The organism is Catenulispora pinisilvae (assembly GCF_015356865.1).
Lineage (GTDB): Bacteria > Actinomycetota > Actinomycetes > Streptomycetales > Catenulisporaceae > Catenulispora > Catenulispora pinisilvae.
This window is the reverse complement of sequence record NZ_JAAFZA010000053.1, coordinates 36971-53912: the sequence shown is the minus strand read 5'-3', so window position 1 is coordinate 53912 and position 16942 is coordinate 36971. Positions and strand designations below refer to the sequence as shown.

The 16942-nt window shown below is 68.9% G+C and carries 15 protein-coding genes; 1 reads left to right on the top strand and 14 read right to left on the bottom strand.

Annotation, left to right across the window (positions count from 1 at the left end; genetic code table 11):
* Window positions 1-902 precede the first annotated feature (902 nt).
* From IZR01_RS17140 to arc, 9 genes are all read right to left on the bottom strand, one after another.
* Window positions 903-1532: a LysE family transporter gene (locus IZR01_RS17140; protein ID WP_194924408.1), complete on the bottom strand. Its 630-nt coding sequence runs from the start codon at window positions 1530-1532 to the stop codon at window positions 903-905.
* A 169-nt stretch (window positions 1533-1701) separates the two neighbouring features.
* Window positions 1702-2076, bottom strand: coding sequence for an FKBP-type peptidyl-prolyl cis-trans isomerase (locus IZR01_RS17135; protein WP_194896638.1), 375 nt, complete (start codon window positions 2074-2076; stop codon window positions 1702-1704).
* 76 nt (window positions 2077-2152) lie between these two features.
* Window positions 2153-3175, bottom strand: a complete 1023-nt coding sequence (locus IZR01_RS17130) for an FKBP-type peptidyl-prolyl cis-trans isomerase (RefSeq protein ID WP_194896637.1) — start codon at window positions 3173-3175, stop codon at window positions 2153-2155.
* A 179-nt stretch (window positions 3176-3354) separates the two neighbouring features.
* Window positions 3355-4716, bottom strand: coding sequence for a Pup--protein ligase (pafA, locus tag IZR01_RS17125; protein ID WP_194896636.1), 1362 nt, complete (start codon window positions 4714-4716; stop codon window positions 3355-3357).
* Between the two features lie 73 nt (window positions 4717-4789).
* The gene (prcA, locus tag IZR01_RS17120) at window positions 4790-5659 is read right to left on the bottom strand and encodes a proteasome subunit alpha (protein WP_194924407.1); all 870 of its coding nucleotides are present in this window, start codon (window positions 5657-5659) and stop codon (window positions 4790-4792) included.
* Window positions 5660-5722: 63 nt separating this feature from the next.
* On the bottom strand, window positions 5723-6580 hold the full coding sequence (gene prcB / locus IZR01_RS17115; RefSeq protein ID WP_194896634.1) for a proteasome subunit beta: 858 nt from the start codon (window positions 6578-6580) through the stop codon (window positions 5723-5725).
* A gap of 76 nt (window positions 6581-6656) precedes the next feature.
* On the bottom strand, window positions 6657-6866 hold the full coding sequence (locus IZR01_RS17110) for a ubiquitin-like protein Pup (RefSeq protein WP_194896633.1): 210 nt from the start codon (window positions 6864-6866) through the stop codon (window positions 6657-6659).
* Window positions 6867-7095: 229 nt separating this feature from the next.
* Complete coding sequence (gene dop / locus IZR01_RS17105; protein ID WP_194924406.1) at window positions 7096-8607, bottom strand: depupylase/deamidase Dop; 1512 nt, start codon at window positions 8605-8607, stop codon at window positions 7096-7098.
* 219 nt (window positions 8608-8826) lie between these two features.
* Window positions 8827-10611: a proteasome ATPase gene (gene arc / locus IZR01_RS17100; protein ID WP_194896631.1), complete on the bottom strand. Its 1785-nt coding sequence runs from the start codon at window positions 10609-10611 to the stop codon at window positions 8827-8829.
* Window positions 10612-10940: 329 nt separating this feature from the next.
* On the opposite strand from arc, the gene IZR01_RS17095 reads away from it, so the two are divergent.
* Window positions 10941-11243 (top strand): ferredoxin, encoded by a 303-nt coding sequence (locus tag IZR01_RS17095; RefSeq protein ID WP_194896630.1) that lies wholly within the window; start codon window positions 10941-10943, stop codon window positions 11241-11243.
* Window positions 11244-11473: 230 nt separating this feature from the next.
* On the opposite strand, the gene IZR01_RS17090 is transcribed toward IZR01_RS17095, so the two are convergent.
* The 5 genes from IZR01_RS17090 to IZR01_RS17070 all read right to left on the bottom strand — a co-directional run bounded on the left by IZR01_RS17090 (window position 11474) and on the right by IZR01_RS17070 (window position 16760).
* Window positions 11474-12781 (bottom strand): MBL fold metallo-hydrolase, encoded by a 1308-nt coding sequence (locus IZR01_RS17090; RefSeq protein WP_194924405.1) that lies wholly within the window; start codon window positions 12779-12781, stop codon window positions 11474-11476.
* Window positions 12782-12798: 17 nt separating this feature from the next.
* Entirely contained in the window at window positions 12799-13536 is a 738-nt protein-coding gene (locus IZR01_RS17085; protein WP_194896628.1) for an HAD family hydrolase, read from the bottom strand.
* Window positions 13529-14401 (bottom strand): carbohydrate ABC transporter permease, encoded by an 873-nt coding sequence (locus IZR01_RS17080; protein ID WP_194896627.1) that lies wholly within the window; start codon window positions 14399-14401, stop codon window positions 13529-13531. The genes IZR01_RS17085 and IZR01_RS17080 overlap by 8 nt, the downstream gene beginning before the upstream one ends.
* The gene (locus IZR01_RS17075; protein ID WP_194896626.1) at window positions 14398-15738 is read right to left on the bottom strand and encodes an extracellular solute-binding protein; all 1341 of its coding nucleotides are present in this window, start codon (window positions 15736-15738) and stop codon (window positions 14398-14400) included. The genes IZR01_RS17080 and IZR01_RS17075 overlap by 4 nt, the downstream gene beginning before the upstream one ends.
* Before the next feature lie 65 nt (window positions 15739-15803).
* Window positions 15804-16760 carry a carbohydrate ABC transporter permease gene (locus IZR01_RS17070; RefSeq protein WP_194896625.1) on the bottom strand — a complete coding sequence of 319 codons (957 nt, stop codon included), beginning with the start codon at window positions 16758-16760 and terminating at the stop codon, window positions 15804-15806.
* Between the last annotated feature and the right edge of the window lie 182 nt (window positions 16761-16942).

Genomic DNA, 16942 nt, shown 5'->3' with positions numbered 1-16942 from the left:
CACCCGCACCCGCACCCGCCAAGAATGCCCACCCTCGGGACTGCCGCGCCGCCGTTGCCCTGACCGGCGGCCGTATTCGCCGAGCTGCCGGTACCGAACCACCAGTTTTGTACTTCTCCGGCCGGTTTTCGGTTCGTTCCCCTCGGTCGCGTCGGCAGGGCTTCGCCTACAGTGCCGGTGGCCGGGGGTCAAGTTCGCGCTGTGCGAAACCGCCGCTTCCACGCATGTCCGCCGCGCGCGGACTTTACCCCCGGGCACCGGTGCTGTACCCCTTGGGGCTGACGACGCGACCGTGGGGAACGGACCGCACCACCCCACAAACCGCCGCCGCTGAGACTCACCCGGCCACCCGAGGGAACCGCGCTAGTTTCCCTGAGGTTGCCGAGGCCCGCCGGAGGCCCGGCTCTTCACCACAGCTCTTGATCTTGATCTTCAGCTCTTGATCTTGCTTGTGGCTCTTGCTCTTGATCTTGCTTGTGGCTCTTGCTCTTGATCTTGCTTGTGGCTCTTGCTCTTGATCTTGCTTGTGGCTCTTGCTCTTGCTCTTGACCTGGCCTGTGCCCTTGCTCTGACTTGCCGGAGTTGAAGAGGCCTGAGTCGCGGCGGGGTCGTGAACGCGAAAACCGGCAGCCGACAAACACACCCACCACCCCGAACCCCGAACCGGCACAACCATGACCGAAGGCCGTAAAAAGCATTTAATCCCGCAGACCAACAGCGACATACCCGCAGCCCCAGCCCACAACGGATCCTCCCCGGCGATCGGCGCGTCGCGAACTACGCCGCAAACTACCGGGCAAAGGTTGCCTGACACGGCACCAGCAACACATAGCGCTAGCAGCACAGAGGTGTCCCCTAGCTAGGCGCTCAGCTAAGCGTTCAGCTAAGCGCTCAACTCGCCGCTACTCGGCGAACACCAAGTCCCCGGCCAGCACCGCGAACAGCGTCCCGGTCACGGCGTCGACGACGCGGCGGGCCCGCGCGTAGGCCGCCGCGACGCGCTGGGCGGAGAACAGGCACGCCACGAGCGCGTACCAGGCGACGCCGATGGCCGGGATCGCGACGCCGATCGTGGTGCGGTACTCCCAGTCCACGTGCGGCGGCAGGAGCGCGGCGAAGACGCTGGAGAAGAAGACGGCGGCCTTCGGGTTGCCGATGTTGCACAGGAAGCCGGCCCGGAAGGCCGCGATGGCACCCCGCGGCCGGATCCGCGGCCCGGCTGCCACCGGGCCGCCGGTCCTGCGGCGCGCCGCCGAGCGCAGGAGTTGGAACGCCAGCCAGAGCAGGTAGCCGGCGCCGGCCAGCCGGACCGCCTCGAACAGCGGCTGGCACTTGACCAGCAGGACAGTCAGGCCGACCAGGCTGGTGGTGGCCCAGACCGCCATCGCACCGGCCACGCCCAGGCCGACGAAGACCGCGTCGCGGCGGGAGCGCGCGACCGAGGCGTGCGAGACGGCGAGGAAGTCCGGGCCCGGGATCAGCAGCGCCAGGGTCCAGACGGTCAGCAGAGCGACGAGCGAGGCGACAGGCATATCTCGATGCTGCCACGGGAGCCGGGGCGGCAGGCAGGTCCGCGCGGCGGTTCCGGGCCACTGGTCGCGGATTGGCCCGCACGGGTTCCCCGGGCGCGTCAGCCGGCGAACACGCCGATGGCCGCCCCGTTTCCCGGGGCGGCCATCGAAGGCGGAGCTGCTCGGTGCCTCAGCGCACGCCGAGCAGGTCGACCACGAAGATCAGCGTCTCACCCGGCTTGATCGCCGGGCTCGGGCTGCGGTCCCCGTAGGCCAGGTGCGGCGGGATGACCAGCTTGCGCCGGCCGCCGACCTTCATGCCGGCCACGCCGCGGTCCCAGCCGGCGATGACCCGGCCGCCGCCCAGCGGGAACTCGAAAGGCTGGCCGCGGTTCCAGGAGGCGTCGAACTCCTCGCCGGTGGAGAACGACACGCCCGCGTAGTGGACGGTGACGTTCTGGCCGGCCTTGGCCTCCGCGCCGGTGCCGACGGTGACGTCCTCGATCACCAGGTCGGCCGGTGCCGGGAAGTCGGGGAAGTCGATCTCAGGCTTTTCAAGACTCATGGGCTTGCTGTTCCCAATCCTGTCGGGGATGGACTTCTCGTTACGCTATCAGGGCGTCTTCGGCGTTCTCGGCCGCCTACCGGGCATCCAGGATGTCCACGACGAACACCATGGTGTCGGTGCCCTGGATCCCGGCGCTGGGCTGGCCCGACGGCCCGTAGCCCTGGGCCGGCGGCACCACCAGCAGCACCCGGGAGCCGACGGTCTGCCCGATCAGCCCGTCGTCCCAGCCCTGCACGACCGAGCCGACGCCGATCTGGGTGGCGAACAGCGACTTGCCCTTGCTGAACGAGGAGTCGAAGATCTGGCCCGTGCGCCAGACCATGCCCTCGTACTGCACGACCACCGTCTGCCCCTTCTTGACCTGCGGGCCCTTGCCGACGATCACCGGCTTGTAGACCGCGCCGGACGGCGGCTGCTTGCCGGCCGGGATGGTGATCTTCGGGTCGGCGGTGCCCACCGCGGTGCCCACCGTCGGCAGCGACGGGTCGTTGAGCACGCTGGGGCCGGTCGCGATGTCGGCCTGCGGCGAGGGGTAGACCCCGACGATGTCCAGGTCGAAGACGAGGGTGTCGGTGGCGGTGATGGTGATCTTGCCGTCGGTGCTGCCCTTGGCCCCGAAGCCGAGCGCCGGCGGCACCGTCAGCTCCACCCGGCTGCCGGCCGCCTGGCCCTTGATCCCCTGCTCCCAGCCCGGCAGGATCTGGCCCTGGCCCTCGACCGCGGTCACCGGGTGCTGGCCCTGGTCATAGCTGCTGCCCAGGTCCGAACCATCGCGCCAGAGCTTGGCGGTGAAGTTCAGGACCACCACGGCGCCGTCGGTGACCTTGGGCCCGTCGCCCGGGATCTTCACCTTGACGCCGAGCTTGCTGTCCGGCTGACCGGCCGGGATCTGGATATTCGGCTTGACCCCGAAGGCGTCGGCGACCGGTGCCCCGGAGGACGACGCCCCCGAGGAGGCCGTGGAGCCGGTCGAGGCGGCCGGGGACCCGCTCGGTGTGGACTTGCTCGACGAGCAGCCGGCGGCCACCAGCAGCAGGCCTGCGGCGAGCCCGGCGAGGGCGGTCTGGGTCCGGCGGGTGGCCACGGGACGGCGCACGGAATACCTCGAATCGGCGCGGGGCCGGGACGCCGACGGCCCCCGGCAGAAAGTCGAGACGTGATGGTGGGACAACCACATGTCTCAGGGACCGCACCACACTAGCGCGGCCCGCGCTCGGCCGGAGCCGAGAGCGGGCCACGAAAGGGCAAAGGCCTCACATCCGCCTGTGCCTGCGTCTACATCGAGGAGATCAGCTTCTCCACCCGCTCGTCCACCGAGCGGAACGGGTCCTTGCACAGCACGGTGCGCTGCGCCTGGTCGTTGAGCTTGAGGTGCACCCAGTCGACGGTGAAGTCCCGCCGCTGCTCCTGCGCCCGCTTGATGAACTCCCCGCGCAGCCGGGCCCGGGTGGTCTGCGGCGGCACCGACTTGGCCTGGAAGATCTCCAGGTCGGTGGCGGTGCGCTCGACCATGCCGCGCTTCTCCAGCAGGTAGTACAGGCCGCGGTTGCGGGAGATGTCGTGGTAGGCCAGGTCCAGCTGGGCCACCCGCGGGGCGGACATCGCCAGGTTGTTCTTGGCCCGGTAGCGCTCGATCAGCTGGTACTTGATCACCCAGTCGATCTCCCGGGAGATCAGGTCCAGGTCACCGGTGTCCACCGCGGTCAGCGTGCGCTCCCACAGGTCCAGGATCTTGTCCACGGCGCCGGTGCGCAGGCCGCGCTTCTCGGCGAAGTCGCGCGCCTTGCTGAAGTACTCCTCCTGTATCTCCAGGGCGCTCATCTCCCGGCCGTTGGCCAGCCGCACCTTCTTCTGGCCGGTTATGTCGTGGCTGACCTCGCGGATCGCCCGGATCGGGTTCTCCAGGGTCATGTCCCGCAGCGTGGTGCCGGCCTCGATCATCCGCAGCACCAGGTCGGTGGCCCCGACCTTGAGCATCATGGTGGTCTCGGACATGTTGGAGTCGCCGACGATCACGTGCAGCCGCCGGTACTTCTCGGCGTCGGCGTGCGGCTCGTCGCGGGTGTTGATGATCGGCCGGGACCGGGTGGTGGCCGAGGAGACACCCTCCCAGATGTGCTCGGCGCGCTGCGAGACGCAGTACACCGCGCCGCGCGGGGTGGCCAGCACCTTGCCGGCCCCGCAGATCAGCTGCCGGGTGACCAGGAACGGGATCAGCACGTCGGCCAGCCGGGAGAACTCGCCGTGCCGGCCCACCAGGTAGTTCTCGTGGCAGCCGTAGGAGTTGCCGGCCGAGTCGGTGTTGTTCTTGAACAGGTAGACGTCCCCGGCGATGCCCTCCTCGTGCAGCCGCCGCTCGGCGTCGGCCAGCAGGCCCTCCAGGATCCGCTCGCCGGCCTTGTCGTGCACGATCAGCTCGCGCACCGAGTCGCACTCGGGGGTGGCGTACTCCGGGTGCGAGCCGACGTCCAGGTACAGGCGCGCGCCGTTGCGCAGGAAGACGTTACTGGAGCGTCCCCAGGACACGACGCGGCGGAACAGGTAGCGAGCCACCTCGTCCGGGGACAGGCGGCGCTGTCCGCGGAACGTGCAGGTGACGCCGTATTCGTTTTCGAGCCCGAAGATCCGCCGGTCCATGATGACCACCTTATGCCGCGTTAGACTTTAATCCGCGTCAGGCCTCTGCGTCGTTGTTCGGCTGCCGCAGATGTCAGGACTCCGAGGAGTCCCCCTCGTCGAGGAGGTCGTCGACGGCGCCGAGCACGTCGCCGTCGCCCAACTCGGCCTCGGCCGCCGGCGCGTCCTTCTTCGCCGCGCCGTCGTCCTTACCGTCCTTACCGTCCTTGCCGCCGTCGCCGCCCTTGCCGTCGCCGTCCCCGTCGCCCTCGACGCCGAGCAGGCTCGCCAGTGCCGGGCCGGTGATCCGCCGGAACTTGCGCACCCGGGTCCGGGTCCGGTCCAGGACCGCGACCTCGAGCTGGTTCGGCGTCAGGGTGCGGGGCTCGGTACCGTCCCGGCCCAGGGCGTCGACCGCGGCGTTCAGGACCGTCTCCAGCGCGGCGTTCTCCTCGAAGGAGGATTCCAGCACCTGGGTCACCGCGTCCGCGGCGCCGCCGAGGACCTGGAAGCCGCGGATGTCGGTGACCTGGCCGTCGAAGGTGACCCGGTAGCCCTGGTCCTCGGCGGCCTTCTCGCCGACCTCGGCCACGGCCAGCTCCACCTCGTACGGCTTGCCCGCGCCCTCGCTGAACATCGTGCCCAGCGCCTGGGCGTAGGTGTTGGCCAGGGCCCGGCCGGTGACGTCGCGGCGGTCGTAGACGTAGCCGCGCATGTCGGCGTGCCGCACGCCGGCGATGCGCAGCTGCTCGTACTCGTTGTAGCGGCCGGCCGCGGCGAAGGCGATGCGGTCGTAGATCTCGGAGATCTTGTGCAGGGCCCGCGACGGGTTCTCCCCGACGAACAGGATGCCCTTGTCATAGAAGATGACTGCCACGGACCGGCCACGCGAGATGCCCTTACGGGCATACTCGGCCCGGTCCTTCATGATCTGTTCGGGCGAGACGTAGAACGGCGTCGTCACGACGGGTCACTCCTGACTGGGACCGAGGTCTGCAAGATTGTTGGTTCTGCTGCGATCTGCAAGTTATCGCAGCGGGGAGCGGGGACCGTCGGGAACCTCGCGGCGGGCATCCATGACGCCGGCTACGAGCGTGGACAGTTCCTCGTCCGGCAGCCGCCGGTAGCCGTCGGCGGTGACCACCGCGACGACGGGGTAGATCTTGCGGAACAGGTCGGGGCCGCCGGTGGCCGAGTCGTCGTCGGCGGCGTCATAGAGCGCCTGCACGGCCGCGATCGCGGCGTCCTCGGCGGTGAAGTCCGGGCGGAACAGCTTCTTCAGCGATCCGCGGGCGAACACCGAGCCGGAGCCCACCGAGTAGTGGTCGTGCTCCTCGTAAAGGCCGCCGGTGACGTCGTAGCTGAAGATCCGGCCCTGGCCGGTCTCCTCGTCGTAGCCGGCGAACAGCGGGACCACGGCCAGGCCCTGCATGGCCATCCCGAGGTTGCCGCGGATCATGGTGGCCAGGCGGTTGGCCTTGCCGTCGGTGGAGAGCGTGACGCCCTCGATCTTCTCGTAGTGCTCCAGCTCCAGCTGGAACAGCCGGACCGTCTCCACGGCCAGGCCCGCGGTGCCGGCGATGCCGACCGCGGAGAACTCATCGGCCGGGAACACCTTCTCGATGTCGCGCTGGGCGATCATCGAGCCCATGGTCGCCCGGCGGTCGCCGGCCAGCAGCACGCCGCCGGGGAAGGTGAGGGAGACGATGGTGGTGCCGTGCGGCGCGATGTCTTTGGCCGATGCCGCGCCGGCCGGCAGGGGGCGCCCGGCCGGCAGGTAGTCGGGGGCGAAGCCCTTCAAGAACTCGCTGAAAGAGGAGATGCCCGGCGTGAGGAACGCCTGCGGCAGACCGCCCCGAGAGCCCCAGTCCGCGTTGGATTCCACTTCAGCAATCCCCTTCTATAAAGGTTCGGTACGAAATCGGACCTTGATGTGGTGCGACCCTAGTTGATCGCGAACCTCACTGGCCACCCTTCTGAACGAAGCCCCGGACGAAGTCCTCGGAGTTGGCCTCCAGCACCTCGTCGATCTCGTCCAGCATGGAGTCGACGTCCTCGGAGATCTTCTCCTGGCGCTCCTGGAGGTCGTTGCTCGCCTCCGGGGCGGTCTCCTCGACCTCTTGCTTGTCGCGGTTCGCATGCTGCTGGCCGCCGCGTTCGTCCGCTGCCATCTCAGCCCTCTCCCACTCCTCGGCAAGGTTGCCGATCTTCCTCACTCTAGCTTCAACTTCCCCCGAACGGAGGTATTCCACTCGCGATGGGGGTGACGGCAAAAAAAGTTCAGCGGTGCGAAGCACCCCCTTGACGGGCGGTGGTGGGAGACGGGTGGGCGTGACAACCGGTGAAAGTTCCAGGACCAGCGCCGGGAGGCGCTGGTCCTGGAATGTGACACGTTCCGTCTCAGCCCTCGGTCAGTGCGCGTACCAGATCCTCGGCGGTACGGCTTCGATCGATCAACGCTTGGACGTGCTGTTTGGTTCCGCGGGTCGGTTCCAGCGTCGGCACCCGTTGCAACGACTCCCGGCCGGGCACGTCGAAGATCACGGAGTCCCAGGACGCGGCGGCCACGGAGTCCGCGTACTTGTCCAGACACCGGCCCCGGAAGTAGGCCCTGGTGTCCTCCGGCGGGTGGTCCACGGCCTGGCGGATCCGCTCGTCGGTGGTGATGCGCTCGAACCGCCCGCGGGCCGCCAGACGCTGGTACAGGCCCTTCGCCGGGCGCACGTCGGAGTACTGCAGGTCCACCAGCTCCAGGCGCGAGGAGTCCCAGTCCAGGCTGTCGCGCTTGCGGTAGCCCTGCAGGATCTCGTACTTGGCGACCCAGTCCAGCTCCTTGGACAGCGTCATCGGGTCGGACTCCAGCCGGGTGAGCACCGACTCCCAGCGCTCCAGCACGTCCTTGGTGACGTCGTCCACGTCGGAGCCGTAGCGGTCCTCCACGAACTTGCGGGCCTGCTCGCAGTACTCCATCTGCAACTGCACCGCGGTGAGCTTGCGGCCGCTGCGCAGCGTCACCAGCTGCCGCAGCGTCGGGTCGTGGCTGACCTGGTGCAGGGTGCGCACCGGAGCCTCCACCGACAGGTCGGTGGACATGAAGCGCTCCTCGATCATCGCCAGGACCAGCGAGGTGGTGCCCATCTTGAGGTAGATGGAGATCTCGGCCAGGTTGGCGTCGCCGATGATGACGTGCAGCCGGCGGTAGCGCTCAGGATCGGCGTGCGGCTCGTCGCGGGTGTTGATGATCGGACGCTTGAGGGTGGTCTCCAGGCCCACCTCGACCTCGAAGAAGTCGGCGCGCTGGGAGATCTGGAAGCCGTGCGCGCGGCCGTCCTGGCCGATGCCGACCCGCCCGGCGCCGGTGACCACCTGCCGGGAGACGAAGAACGGGGTCAGGTTGCGCACGATGTCGGCGAAGGGGGTGGTCCGCTGCATGAGGTAGTTCTCATGCGAGCCGTAGGAGGCGCCCTTGTTGTCGGTGTTGTTCTTGTACAGGTTGATCGGCGCGGTGCCGGGGATCTCGGCGGCCCGGCGCGAGGCCTCGGCCATGATCCACTCCCCGGCCTTGTCCCAGATCACCGCGTCACGCGGGTTGGTGACCTCCGGCGAGGAGTACTCCGGGTGCGCGTGGTCGACATACAGGCGCGCGCCGTTGGTGAGGATCACGTTGGCCAGGCCCGCGTCCTCGTCGGTGAGCTGGCTGGCGTCGGCGATATCCCGGGCCAGGTCGAACCCTCGGGCGTCCCGCAGTGGGTTCTCTTCCTCGAAGTCCCAGCGCGCGCGGCGGGCCCGGTGCATGGCCGCGGCGTAGGAGTTGACGATCTGGGACGAGATCAGCATCGCGTTGGCGCCGGGGTTTCCTGGTACAGAAATGCCGTACTCGGTCTCGGTGCCCATGATTCGCCACACGCTCATACCGGCCACCTTATTCCGCGGGGGTGACGTGTGGCAGTGCCTTGTGCACGGTTTTTGCTGGGGTGATGGGTTGCCACTCGGTGTGTGTACCCGGGGGGTGATCAATGAATCGTGGGCCGATGGCGGGTTGCCGCCCGGGAAAAACGCACACGCCGCCCGCGCGCTGTCGATGGTGACAGCGTGCGGGCGGCGCTCAGGCCTTGCCGGGTACTGCGGGTACTACAGGTACTGACCGGTGCTGGCGATCGTGTCGATGGAGCGGCCGGTGTCGCCGCCGCGCTTGCCGGTGACCAGCGTGCGGATGAACACGATCCGCTCGCCCTTCTTGCCGGAGATGCGGGCCCAGTCGTCGGGGTTGGTGGTGTTCGGCAGGTCCTCGTTCTCCTTGAACTCATCGACGCAGGCGCCGAGAAGGTGGGAGACGCGCAGACCCTTCTGCTTGTGGTCCAGGAAGTCCTTGATCGCGGACTTCTTCGCGCGGTCGACGATGTTCTGGATCATCGCGCCGGAGTTGAAGTCGCGGAAGTACATGACCTCCTTGTCCCCGTTGGCGTAGGTCACCTCCAGGAACCGGTTCTCGTCGATCTCGCTGTACATCCGCTCGACCGTGGCCTGGATCATCGCCGTGACCGTCTCCTGCCGGTCTCCGCTGTGCTCGGCGAGGTCGTCGGCGTGCAGCGGGAGTTCGGTGGTGACGTACTTGCCGAAGATGTCCTTGGCCGCCTCGGCGTCCGGACGCTCGATCTTGATCTTCACGTCCAGCCGGCCCGGGCGCAGGATCGCCGGGTCGATCATGTCCTCGCGGTTGGAGGCGCCGATGACGATGACGTTCTCCAGGCCCTCGACGCCGTCGATCTCCGAGAGCAGCTGCGGGACGATGGTGTTCTCCACGTCGGAGCTGATGCCGCTGCCGCGGGTGCGGAACAGCGAGTCCATCTCGTCGAAGAACACGATGACCGGGGCACCCTCGCTGGCCTTCTCACGAGCCCGCTGGAAGACCAGGCGGATGTGCCGCTCGGTCTCGCCGACGTACTTGTTGAGCAGCTCCGGGCCCTTGATGTTGAGGAAGTAGCTCTTCACGTTGTCCGAGCCGGTCACCTCGGCGACCTTCTTGGCCAGCGAGTTCGCCACCGCCTTGGCGATCAGGGTCTTGCCACAGCCGGGAGGCCCGTACAGCAGCACGCCCTTGGGCGGCCGGAGCTTGTGCTCCTTGAACAGGTCAGGGTGCAGATACGGGAGCTCGACGGCGTCGCGGATCAGCTCGATCTGGCCGTCCAGGCCGCCGATCTCCAGGTAGGAGATGTCCGGCACCTCCTCCAGCACGAGGTCTTCGACCTCGGACTTGGGGATGACCTCGTAGACGTAGCCGCTGCGCGGCTCCATCAGCAAGGCGTCGCCGGGGCGCAGCTTGACGCCGGACTCCAGCAGCGGCTCGGCCAGGCGCACCACGTGCTCCTCGTCGGTGCGCCCGGTGACCAGGGCGCGGCTGCCGTCCTCCAGGATCTCCTTGAGGCTGACGATCTCCCCGACACTCTCGAAGCCGAACGCGGCGACCACGTTCAGGGCCTCGTTCAGCATCACCTCCTGGCCGGGGGTCAATGTTCCGGGCTCGATGGAGGGACTCACGGACACCCGCATCTTGCGGCCGCCCGTGAAGATGTCGGCGTTGCCTTCGCCGGCGTCCTCCAGGAACACCCCGAAACCGCTCGGCGGCTGCGCGAGGCGGTCGATCTCCTCCTTCAACGCCACGATCTGGTCACGCGCCTCACGAAGAGTCGCCACCAGCCGTTCGTTCTGGCTCGTGAGCCCGGCCACAGTGGCCTGCAACTCGTTGATCCGCTCCTCCACGGCCCGGCCGCCCCGTGGGGCGTCCGCGGTGTCGCGGAGTCTGCGCCGCAGGACGGCGATCTCCTGCTCCAGGTACGTGACCTGGGCAGCGAGGTCGTCCGATCCTCGGCTCGCGCGGCCGGCGCCCTCGCGGATGTCGTCGTCGTGTGCTGGCACGGTCCTCACCTCCCGCCGGAAGCTGCGATGCTCAAGAACTTCCTTGCTGCTGTCCTGCCTAGCGGAGGCGTTCTTGAAACCGCTGAATGTTGTGCAGTTGCCACCGAGACCGGGAGCGGCATCCCCCGCGGGTCCGGAACTCGGGTGTTCTTCGTAGGAACAACAAGGCCTGTCGTCATCACGATTCCCCCTCACTCGGCTGGTTATGTTGCGCCGGTACGGAGTTGTGATCCGATCCTTGCCCACCGGTGGTTCTTTGTCGAGCAGCATTGGATCAACGACTGAGACCGGCGCCCGGTTCTGCGCCCGACCTTGATAGCGTCTCGAATATGACGGCCACTACTGACACGGATGCGCTAGAGGTCTGGATCGACCACGATCTGTGTACGGGCGACGGCATCTGCGCACAGTACGCGCCGGATGTGTTCGAACTCGACATCGACGGCGTGGCCTACGTGAAGGACGGCCCGGACGCCGAACTGCGCACCGGCGCCGAGGCGCGTGTACCGGTCCCGGCCGATCTGGTGCTGGCGGTCTTCGACTCGGCGAAGGAGTGCCCCGGCGACTGCATCCACGTCCGGCGGGCCGCTGACGGGGTGACGGTCGCGGGACCGAACGCCGAGGACGCATAGCCGAATCCCCGCACCGCCGGCCCGGCGTTGGTCATACACGTCATATATAAGGACAAACGGCGGTCCGGGCAGGCGTTGGACGGCGGGAGAACCAGTTCCGCCCCAGCTCGGCACCGATCCGTTCCGCCGTCACCCCCGACCGCCGCCCGATGGCGAGCGCGCCGCCTCCTGAGCCGGCCCGCCCCCGCTCTCGCAGAACCAGACGCTTCATCCCCCTCCGAGGTTGCGAATCAAGCCCAGGTTCGCTCAATCGGGTGACCCCCCAGGTCATACGGCTGCGCCAGAATCGGCAGCAGCCGGGTCGGTCCGGCCACCGGGTGCAGCCGCTCGGGGGCGTCGGTGTGGATCGGCACCACGGTCCGCGGCGCCACCCGGTGCACCAGGGTGTGCAGGTCGTCGGCGGTGGCGTGGCCGAACGAGCCGATCCGGCGCAGCGGGATGCCCAGGACGTCCAGCCACTCCATGAACAGCGCCCAGCGCGACTCGAACGGGCCCAGCGGCTCCCCGTTGGCGTGCAGCCACACGGTCCGGTCCCCGACCGGCAGGTCCGCCAGGTCCGGGATGCCGCGCAGGTCGCGCAGATCCGGCTGGTAGACCCAGTCCCCCGGAGCAGCCTGGATGGCCTCCAGGCCCACCTCGGAGTACGCCACCACACCCTGGATGTCCAAGGCCCGCAGGAAGGCCGCCACGGCCTCCCCCCAGAGGATCTGCCGCCCGGCCGCCCCGGCCACTTCGATGAACTCCGCGACCCGCTCCAGATCGCGCGGATACATCGCCAGCAGCACCAGGTCCCCGCGCGCGTCCGCCAGCGCCGAGGCGAAGTCCCGGACCACGTCGTCCTCGGTGCGTACCAGCCCCGGGAACACCGGCAAGCCCAAAGCGGTGCCCTCTGTGACGAACATCTCACAGCCCGCGGCGCGCTCGGCCAGCCGCCAGGCGCGCTCCGGCGCGCGGCCGTGGAACCGGATGTCGCCGGTGAAGGCCACTACGCCGTCAGAGGTGGTGACCAGGTAGGCGCTGGCTCCGGGCACATCGTGGTCGACGGTGATCCGCTCCACGGTCATCGGGCCGAAGCGCACCGGCGTGGAGTCGGCCAGCCCCTGCCAGTCCGGATCGCCGCCGGGCAGGCCGTCCCCGGCCTCGGCCAGCGCGCGCATCACCGCGACGGTCTCCGGGGCGGCGTGCACCTCGATCCCCGGCCGCAGGGTCCCGACCAGCCCGCAGTGGTCGATGTGGGCGTGGCTGACGAACACCGCCGTCGCCGGGCCCTCCTCGGCCAGCGGAACAGCATCGATCCCAGCTACGGGTTCGATCATCGCCGGGTCGTAGACCCCCGGCACCCGCGGCGCCGCGCCGACCCGCAGCCGGTCGGCGAGGTAGCGGTGCTGCCGGGGCACGACCGGCGGCCGGAACAGGTCGGTGCCTCGGGGGATGTCGAGCCCGAAATCGAGCAGGACCCGGTGGTCCCCCTCGGTGATCAGGACCTTGCTGGAGCCGATGACGCCGACCCCGCCCCAGAACTCGACGGTTGCTGCCATGTGAATTCGTGTTCTTCCTATGAATTGTGCGCGCCGGCCCAGGAGAAGATCCCGGGCAGGATGTCCTCGACCACAGCGGCGCAGACCGTCGCGGGGCCGTCGGCGCGGCCGAACCGGTCGATGTAGCCGGCGCACGCGCCGACCGCCATCGCGGGTTCGATCTCGTTGAAGTAGTGGTCGCCGAGCGAGAAGAGCTCGGCGGCCGGCCGGTCGGCCAGCTCCGCGGCGATCCACCGCCGCAGTCCCTCAGGTTTGTTGGCGCCGGAGACGACCTCCTCGAACAGGGCGGTGACCCCGAGCCGGTCCAGCAGCGGCGCCAAGCCGCCGGCCGGGCTGTTGGTGGCCAGCACGATCCGTACTCGGCCGCGCAGCTTGGCGAGCGCCTCGACCAGCGCCGGGACCGCCGTGACCCGGCAGGCCGCGGTCAGCATGTACTGCCGGCTGGCCAGGAACGCCTCCTCGGTGGCCGCCGGGCCGACCCCGGACAGCGCGGCGAGCCCGGCGGCGGCGCCCCAGGCGTCGACCGAGCTGCGCAGCACGGCGGCCACGGCCTCGTCGGCCACGCCGTCCGCCGCCGCCACCCCGCGGTCGAGGTAGGCGCCGAACAGGTCGAGGAACCGGCCGCGCCACTCCGCCGGCAGGCCGCCGGCGGCGTGCTCGGCGTAGAACCGGACCGGGGCGTCGTCGCGGTAGACGGTGCCGTCGAAGTCGACGACCAGGATCGGCCGGCGGTCTGTGGTCTGTGCCTCAGCCACGCACGCCTCCGGCCGCCGACAGCGCGCCGCGGATGAACTGCCGCTGCAACAGCAGGAAGAACACCATGACCGGCAGCGTGGTGAAGGTGACGGCCGCGGCCAGGCCCGGGAAGTCGGTGCCCTCGGCGTTGGCGAAGGTGGACAGCCCGACCTCGACCGGCTGCACCGTGCTGGAGGACTCCATGCTGGAGTTCGTCATGATCACCGGCCACAGGAACGAGTTCCAGGAGCCCAGGAACACGTTGATGGCCACGATGACCAGCGCCGGGCGCACCATCGGCACCCCGATCGAGCGCAGGAAGCGCAGCCGCGAGGCGCCGTCCAGCGCCGCGGCGTCCAGGATCTCGGACGGCATGGTCAGGAAGAACTGCCGGACCAGGAAGATCCCGAACACGCTGGCGCCCCAGGGGATGATCTGGATCCAGTAGGTGTTCAGCAGGTGCAGGTCGTTGGCCAGCACGTAGTCCGGGATGATCAGCACCGTGCCGGGCATCATCAGCACCGAGAGCACGACCAGCGTCAGTACCTTGCGGCCGGGGAAGCGCAGCACGCCGAAGGCGAAGCCGGCCAGCAGCGAGGTGATCAGGCACAGGACCACCGTGCACGAGGCGATCAGGATGGTGTTCCCGAACAACCGCAGCCACGGCGCCGAATGCCAGGCCCGGGACCAGTTCGACCAGTCCCAGTGCGGCACCAGCACCGGCGGGAAGTCGCTGAACTCGCCGGGGTGCCCGAGCGAGATCACCACGGTCCAGTAGAACGGGAACACGAACGCGACGCCGATGGCGACGGCGAGCACGCGCCGGGCCCAACGCCCGGCGCGGCTCGCTCCCGCCATGCCGCGGGATGCGGACGTCTTGCTCACCCCTGCGCCTTAGCGGCGGTGCAGGCGCCCTGCGCGGTGTTCAGCGCGTCAGAGGGCTGCTTGCCGTTCTCCAGCACCTCCTGGATCGCGGTGGCCTCGTAGCCCTGGCACTTGAAGATCCAGTCGAAGCCGGGCAGCGTGAACGCGGTGTCGAGTTCGGAGACCGCCGCGGTCTCGTAGGGGTTCTTGGCCACGAAGGCCTGCATCACCGGGTCGGTCATGGCCTGGCTGGTCACCGGCAGATAGCCGGAGGTGGCGGCCCACTGGGCCTGCTCGGCCGGGGTGGTGATGAACTTCAGGAAGGCCCAGGCCGCGGCCTTCTGGTCGGCGCTGGCGCCGCTGAACATCACGATGTTGGTGCCGGTCAGCTCGTTGACGGCGCCGGACGGGCCGGAGGGCAGCGCGGAGATGTCCAGCTTGAACTTGCCGCCGACGGTCTTGTTCTCGAAGCCGTAGCCGGCCGCCGAGGAGATGTCGAACACGCCCTTCTGGGCGCCCAGCGCGGTCTCGCCGGGGTAGTTCTTGCCGGTCGCGAGCGCGTTGGCGTCCTTCAGGTCCTTCATGTATTGCAGGGCCTTGACGACACCGGGATCGCTCAGGTGCGGGGTGCCGTCGGCGTCATAGAGGTTCGCGCCGTCGGCCCGGGCCAGGATCTCGAACCACTGGGTGCCGAACGCCGCGCCGGTGGCCGAGCCGGGGTCGATGGTGGACCCGGTGACGCCGTTCTTGGAGACCGCCTTCATGGCGGTGGCGTAGTCGTCCCAGGTCTTGGGCTCGCTCTGCCCGGCCTGGGCCAGCAGGTCGGCGTTGGCGAACAGGATCAGCACGCTCTTGTTGAACGGCCACATCCAGGTCTTGCCGTCCGGCAGCTTCATGTCCGCCTGGATGCCCTTGTAGAACGTGGACATCTCGGCCGGGGTGTCGGTGCCGGCCAGGTCGCTGATCGGGACCAGCTTGCCGGCGGACTGGAAGTAGTCGGCCCAGCTCTCGTAGGCCTGGCCGATAGTCGGGGCGTTCCCGGCCTGCACCTCGGCCTTCTCCTTGGTGTACATCGTGGCGTAGTCCGGGTCGCCCTGAAGCTTGACGGTGATGTTCGGGTACTTCGCCTGGAAGTCCGAGACCAGCTTGTCCATCGCCGGCTTCAGCGTCCCGATCGTCATCGCCTCCTCGAAGGTGATGGTGACCGGGCCGGTGGGCACCGCGAGCTCGGTGCCCGAGCCGCTGCTCTTGGCCCCGGTGTTGTCGGATTTCGGCGTGGAGGCGCCGCCGCCGGCACACGCCGTGGCGGTGAGGGCGATGGCGGCCAGCCCGGCGGCCGCGGTGATGCGCTTACCCATGATGGTTCAGGTCTCCCGAGGTGAGGGGTTTCGGTGGCGGTGCGGAACTCGGTGTGGCGGATCGATCAGACGAGAGCGTGCGACTCGCCGCCGGCCGCGGTGCGGCGCCGGACGAGAGTGAAGAAGACGGTGATGGCGAACAGGACCACGGCCAGCGCCGCGCCGTATCCGGTGTCGCTGAAGATGAAGGCCTCCTGGTAGACCAGGTAGCTCAGGGTGGTCGTGGCGTAGGCGGGGCCGCCGCTGGAGAGCTGGTAGAACTGCGTGAAGGCCTGTAGCGAGGTGATCGCGGTGATGGCGATCACGAACACGGTCACCGGCCGCAGCTGCTGCCAGGTGACGTGCCAGAACTCCTGCCAGGCCGAGCAGCCGTCGACCCGCGCGGCCTCGGAGAGCTCGTTGGACAGCATGGCCAGCCCGCCGAGGAACACCACGGTGGTGAAGCCGACCTCGTGCCACAGGCTGTAGATGATGACCGCGGGCATCGAGGAGGCCGAGGACTGGAGCCACTGCGAAGTCGGCAGGTGCAGGCTGTGCAGGAACCAGTCGGCCAGGCCGAACTTGGGGTTGAAGATCCAGACCCAGATCATCGACGTGGCGATCATCGGCGTGGCGTGCGGCAGGAAGACCGCCACCCGCGTGGAGTTCAGCAGCAGGCCGCCGCGCTGCAACAGCAGCGCCAGCGCCAGCGAGATCGCCGTCCCGCCGACCACCATCGCCCCGGTGAAGTACAGCGAGTGCCACAGGCTGCTCAGGAAGGTCGGCTGCGTGGCGTTGAACAGCCGCGAGTAGTTCCCCAGGCCCTTGAACTTCGACAGCGCCGGATTCAGCGCGTTCCACTTCCACAGCGAGACGTAGAAGGTGTAGCCGGTGGGGATGATCACGAAGGCCAGGAACACCAGCACGGCCGGCGCCGAGTAGGCCCACCCCCAGCGGGTCGCGCGGAAGTCCCGGGCGCGGTTCCGGCGCGCCGGGCCGGGCGGTGCGGCGAGGGCCTTGGCGGCCTCGGTCGTTGCGGTCACGGCACGAAACTGTCGCGGGTCATGATGTCGATCCCGCGACGTTTCGATGAACAGTCGACTACAAGGCTACTTATATTCGCGATCTTGTGGTGTCCTGGTACGTTGGCCACCTTCCGACCACCGGGACGAACCGCCGGACGCCGGCCCCCGGCCAGGGGAAACCGGCCCCCCGGCCGGGCCGG

Bases quoted from the DNA above. Each gene is read 5' to 3' on its own strand.
- IZR01_RS17090 (WP_194924405.1), bottom strand. From the start codon at position 12,781: ATGGCAGCAACCGTCGAGTTCTGGGGCGGGGTCGGCGTCATCGGCTCC.
- IZR01_RS17110 (WP_194896633.1), bottom strand. From the start codon at position 6,866: ATGGCAGCGGACGAACGCGGCGGCCAGCAGCATGCGAACCGCGACAAG.
- IZR01_RS17075 (WP_194896626.1), bottom strand. From the start codon at position 15,738: ATGGGTAAGCGCATCACCGCGGCCGCCGGGCTGGCCGCCATCGCCCTC.
- dop (WP_194924406.1), bottom strand. From the start codon at position 8,607: ATGAGCGTGTGGCGAATCATGGGCACCGAGACCGAGTACGGCATTTCT.
- IZR01_RS17140 (WP_194924408.1), bottom strand. From the start codon at position 1,532: ATGCCTGTCGCCTCGCTCGTCGCTCTGCTGACCGTCTGGACCCTGGCG.
- pafA (WP_194896636.1), bottom strand. From the start codon at position 4,716: ATGGACCGGCGGATCTTCGGGCTCGAAAACGAATACGGCGTCACCTGC.
- IZR01_RS17095 (WP_194896630.1), top strand. From the start codon at position 10,941: ATGACGGCCACTACTGACACGGATGCGCTAGAGGTCTGGATCGACCAC.
- IZR01_RS17135 (WP_194896638.1), bottom strand. From the start codon at position 2,076: ATGAGTCTTGAAAAGCCTGAGATCGACTTCCCCGACTTCCCGGCACCG.